Below are 4,504 nucleotides of genomic sequence, written 5' to 3'. Positions count from 1 at the left end.
GGACCTTAAATGAGAATAGTTACCAATTCCATTGCAAGTTTAGGCGGGGCGACGGAAAATTTAGGCACGACCACATTCCCGGGATGCCCTGCATGCAGGTTTTCACCTGCGCCGAACTGATGACCGCCGCCCACGCGCTGGGTGGGCAGGTCGATTTCGATGCCGGCATGGCCGACGCCACGCCGGTGCTGGCCGGCTGGCAGCAGGTGCATGCGGTCGATGACGGGGTGGTGCTGTACCTGAGCCGCAGCCGCGACATGGTCGGCGGCAGCAGCCACAACCGGCTGGCGCCGGGCATCACCGCCGGCTTCCTGGTCGATGGCGAGGCCGACGTGGCCATCGGCAGGCATCGGCTGCGCCTGGAAGGCGCCCAGCGGCGCATGCCGACGATGCTGGTGCACCTGCGCGAGGAAGACAGCTTCCGGCGCCATTGGCAGGCCGGCCGCCAGGAGGGCAAGGTCAGCCTGCACCTGGGCGATGACTGGCTGCGCCGTCAGTTGGATGGCGATGCAACCGGTAGCGCGCGGTTGTCGCGGGTATGCCGCAGCCATGCCGACAACCACGCCTGGCGCCCGGGTGCGCCGTTGCTGCAGCGGGCGACACGGTTGCTGCAGGACGCGCCGCAGGCGTTGCCGCTGGTGCGCCGTCTGCAGCAGGAGAGCTTCGCGCTGGAGCTGGCCGCTGACGTTTTGCAGGCCCTGTCGCAGGAGGACGAAGCGCGTCCGTTGAGTGCGCACCTGCAGCGCTGCGTGTCACGCCTGCAGCAGTGGCTGGAAAGCGGCGAGGCCGACGCACTGAGCATCACCCAGATGGCGCGCCAGCTCGGCACCAACGCGGTCGACCTGCAACGCGGCTTCCAGCACTGCCACGGCCAGAGCATCGCCCACCACCAGCGCCAGCTGCGGCTGGAACGCGCCCGCCAGGCGCTGCAGCGTCAGCGCGTACCGGTGGACGTCGCCGCCACCATCGCCGGCTATGCGCACACCAGCAGTTTCAGCGCCGCCTTCAAGCGCCAGTTCGGCGTGTCGCCGTCGCAGCTGAAGTAAGCCCGGCAGGAACCAACCCCCGGCAGGAGCGGCTTCAGCCGCGAAGACATCGTGGTTGTCGATGATCGTTCAAGGAGAATCCGTGACACCTGCTCGGGAAATGCAGGTCGTGCCTCCGTGGAATTGCTGACGGAAAAGAGCTGTAGATCAAGAGAATATTGATCGGTGCCTCGGACAAACGGGCGGCTGCTTTCGACCCGAAGCGGTCATTTCAGCCGTGAGCCATTACTCGAAGCAAGAAAGCGATTCTGTTCGGTACGAGCTTGCAGGTCATGATTTCGGCGGGTACGGACCGGAAGCCGCGCAACTATAGACGGAGCAGCTGGAAGTGCTTGGGGGACTACTTGCGCCAACCGGTGTTCAAGATCCAATAATTAGTTGCCCATGCGCTAGGCGTCATGGCGCGGGTCTTTGACCATCGGAGGGACCGACATGCAGAAGCGCGTCATCATGCGCGATGGTATCGACATCGCTCGAAGTGCCGAGACTGTATTCAATTTTGTGAGCGTTGGAACGACTGATCCGCAGTGACGTACCGAAGTGGATCGAATGGAGGTGACGGGCCCCCCTATGCTTGGCACTCGCTGGGAAGAGTTCTCTACATTTTTCAAGTTTTTCCATACGGTAACGCCCGTAATTGTCGTCGAACTTCAGGCGTCAGGCCGCGTTGTGGTGCAAACGCCGCCGGAACACACTTCCTGGTTGCGAAGTATTCGCGAAGTTGAACGACTCGGGCCTGACGAATCACGATTCAAATACGAGTTGGCATTCGAACTCGCCGCCTTCAAGCAGATGACGCCAGTTGTTCCCCCGCCATCCTTCGTCTCGTGGTGGTACGGGGGACGAATTCGTAGATACCTGCGAAATGCGAAGCGAATCCTAGAGTCTCGCCCGAAGGAATGACATCAACGACTCGTCTCGGCCAGTAGCGACTCCGAGCGCCTGCGCGCACTTCGCGGGCCTGTCTATCCCAGGCGTTCGATCAGAAAATCGATGAGCACGCGGATCTTCCGCGCCGGGTGTTGGGCTGAAGGTCGGACAACGTAGATACCGCCTTCCGGCGCCGGATAGCCCGCCATCACCTGGATCAGCGCACCCGATCGGAGATGCTCGTCGATGAGGAAGTCTGGCAGCGCAGCGATGCCGAGCCCGGCAAGGGCGGCGGACACGATGGCGATACCGTTGTCCGCCTTGAACCGCCCCTGCGGATGCACGGTGATAGTCTTTTCGCCGTCGATGAAGCGCCAGCTTTCGGTACCCTGCATCAGCGCTTCATGCGCAGTCAGCTGCTGCGGCGTTTCCGGTGCACCGTGCTGCGCGATGTACGATGGACTCGCCACCAGCCTGCCGTGCAGCGGGGCGATTCGACGCGCGATTAGATTGGAATCGGCCAGGTAACCGACACGGATCGCGCAGTCGAAGCCCTCCGCCACGATGTCGACAAAGCGGTCGCTGTAGCGCGTATGCACTTGCAGCTGCGGATGCCGTTGCGCGAACTCCGCGAGGATCGGCGCCAGATGGGTGATGCCGAAGGTCGGCGGCGCGGCGATCCGCAGCAGGCCACGCAACTCGCCGCTGGGGAAGATCGCCTCGCGCGCCATGTCCATCTCCACACAGATGCGGGCGGCGTACTCGCGAAAGGTGCTACCGGCCTCGGTGAGCGCGGCGCCGCGGGTGGTCCTTGCCAGGAGTTGGGTGCCGAGTTCCGCCTCCAACCGCAGCAGGCGGCGGCTGACAATAGATTTCGCCACACCAAGCCGTCGCGCGGCAGGCGAAACACCTCCGGCTGCGGCGACTTCCACGAATGTCTGCAGGTCCTCGAAATCCATCATCGTTCCCCATTTAGCGACACAGATACTCACTTCTTACGTCTAGCGTACCAATAATTGCGACGGCAATCTGTCCTCACTGCGGCGCCACTCCGGCGCCAGCCATCCCGAGGAGATTCGCCATGAACCACTCCCACGCTACCGATGTGTGGAAGTCCGAACAGGTCGCCCTGATCCTGATCGACTACCAGGCGGAAATGTTCGCCAACCTCCGTTCCGAAACCAGCCCTGAGCAAGTCGAGTTGAATACCCGGCTGCTGATCAAGATCGCGAAAGCGTTCGACATCCCCGTCGTGCTGAGCACTGTCGGCGTTGAAATGGGCGTGAACGGCCCGACGCGCGCGTCGATTCAGGACGAGCTGCCGGGCATCCAAGTGATCGACCGCAGCTCGATGAATGCCTGGGACGATCCGGCCTTCCGCGCCGCCATCGAGAAGACCGGTCGCAAGCGCTTGGTCTTCGGTGCGCTGTTCACGGAGATCTGCCTGACGTTCCCGATGCTGGACGCCATGCGCGACGGCTATGACGCCATGTTCGTGGTCGATGCCGTCGGCGGCATGTCCCAGCTGGCACACCGCACCGCAGTGGAACGTTTGACCGCCGCAGGCGCCGTGCCGAACACCTCGCTCGCCCTGGTCACCGAACTGTTCCGCGACTGGCAATCGCCGCTGGCCGAGAAGGCACGCGAAGTCATCACGTGGTACGTGCCGGAAGCGCAGAAGCTGTCGGCGGCATTGGCCAACCAGGCGGAGGTCTCAGCATGAACACTCGTTCAACAGTCGCTGTCGCGCCTGGCCGTGGGATCACGTTCGCTTCGTGGACGCTGCGCATCCTGGCCGCAGTCGCCTTCCTCACCGCAGGCAGCGCCAAGCTCGCCGCTGCGCCGATGATGGTGGCTGTCTTCGACCAGATCGGCATCGGCCAATGGTTCCGTGTGGTGACCGGCGTACTGGAAGTCGTCGGCGCCCTCGCCCTGTTGATCCGGCCCACGGCGGGACTCGCCGGCCTGATGCTCTCGGTCACGATGGCGTTCGGCGTGCTGACCCATCTTCTGCTCATTGGCGGCAGCCCGGTGCCCGCGCTTGCGCTGCTGTTGATCACCGCCGCCGTCGCATGGCTGGAACGCCGGCGCATCGCGCATACACTGCGCCCCCTGCGTAGGGTATGGGCATGAGCGCTGTAATGAAGTCGTCCCCGATGCCAGCTCAGCAGCATCCGTCGCCGCGGCTCATCGTCCATCGTACGCGCGGTCATAGTCACGGCCCGATTACGCGATTGATGAGTCCCTCCGATCTCGGCGGCGTGGTCAAGCCGTTCGTTTTCCTCGATCTCTTCGACGCGCAAGGCGCGGCCCTCCGAGGCATGACCGAGATGCCATTGCATCCGCATTCGGGCATCGCCACGGTCACCGTTTTCACCGAGGGACGCGTGCGCTACGCCGATCCGGACGCAGGTACCGGAACGTTGGGGTACGGCGGCGTGGAATGGATGCGCGCCGGCGGCGGAGTCTGGCACGGCAAGGAAATGTCGCCCGACGACGTGCCGCGCATCCAAGGCTTTCAGTTGTGGCTGGCGCTACCCGCCGAACTTGAAAGCAGCGAAGCAGTTAGTCGCTACATCGAAGCACAG

The 4,504-nt window shown here is 63.5% G+C and carries 5 protein-coding genes; 4 read left to right on the top strand and 1 reads right to left on the bottom strand.

Annotation, left to right across the window (positions count from 1 at the left end):
- The first annotated feature begins 92 nt into the window (after positions 1-92).
- Positions 93-1,046, top strand: a complete 954-nt coding sequence (locus VA603_RS09630; RefSeq protein WP_323438671.1) for a helix-turn-helix domain-containing protein — start codon at positions 93-95, stop codon at positions 1,044-1,046.
- 965 nt (positions 1,047-2,011) lie between these two features.
- Here VA603_RS09630 and VA603_RS09625 read toward each other — a convergent pair.
- On the bottom strand, positions 2,012-2,875 hold the full coding sequence (locus tag VA603_RS09625; RefSeq protein WP_323438670.1) for a LysR family transcriptional regulator: 864 nt from the start codon (positions 2,873-2,875) through the stop codon (positions 2,012-2,014).
- Between the two features lie 122 nt (positions 2,876-2,997).
- On the opposite strand from VA603_RS09625, the gene VA603_RS09620 reads away from it, so the two are divergent.
- The 3 genes from VA603_RS09620 to VA603_RS09610 all read left to right on the top strand — a co-directional run.
- Positions 2,998-3,639 carry an isochorismatase family protein gene (locus VA603_RS09620; RefSeq protein WP_132862338.1) on the top strand — a complete coding sequence of 214 codons (642 nt, stop codon included), beginning with the start codon at positions 2,998-3,000 and terminating at the stop codon, positions 3,637-3,639.
- The gene (locus VA603_RS09615; RefSeq protein WP_132862339.1) at positions 3,636-4,049 is read left to right on the top strand and encodes a DoxX family protein; all 414 of its coding nucleotides are present in this window, start codon (positions 3,636-3,638) and stop codon (positions 4,047-4,049) included. Before VA603_RS09620 ends, VA603_RS09615 begins: the two co-directional genes overlap by 4 nt.
- Before the next feature lie 104 nt (positions 4,050-4,153).
- Positions 4,154-4,504, top strand: a 351-nt coding sequence (locus VA603_RS09610; protein ID WP_323438669.1) for a pirin family protein, incomplete at its 3' end; no start/stop codon positions are given.

Source organism: Stenotrophomonas capsici, from assembly GCF_034961085.1.
GTDB lineage: Bacteria > Pseudomonadota > Gammaproteobacteria > Xanthomonadales > Xanthomonadaceae > Stenotrophomonas > Stenotrophomonas capsici.
This window is presented reverse-complemented; position numbering and strand designations above follow the sequence as displayed.

What these genes read in the sequence shown, in the direction of transcription:
- VA603_RS09615 (WP_132862339.1), top strand. Translation starts at nt 3,636, where the DNA reads ATGAACACTCGTTCAACAGTCGCTGTCGCGCCTGGCCGTGGGATCACG.
- VA603_RS09620 (WP_132862338.1), top strand. Translation starts at nt 2,998, where the DNA reads ATGAACCACTCCCACGCTACCGATGTGTGGAAGTCCGAACAGGTCGCC.
- VA603_RS09625 (WP_323438670.1), bottom strand. Translation starts at nt 2,875, where the DNA reads ATGGATTTCGAGGACCTGCAGACATTCGTGGAAGTCGCCGCAGCCGGA.
- VA603_RS09630 (WP_323438671.1), top strand. Translation starts at nt 93, where the DNA reads ATGCAGGTTTTCACCTGCGCCGAACTGATGACCGCCGCCCACGCGCTG.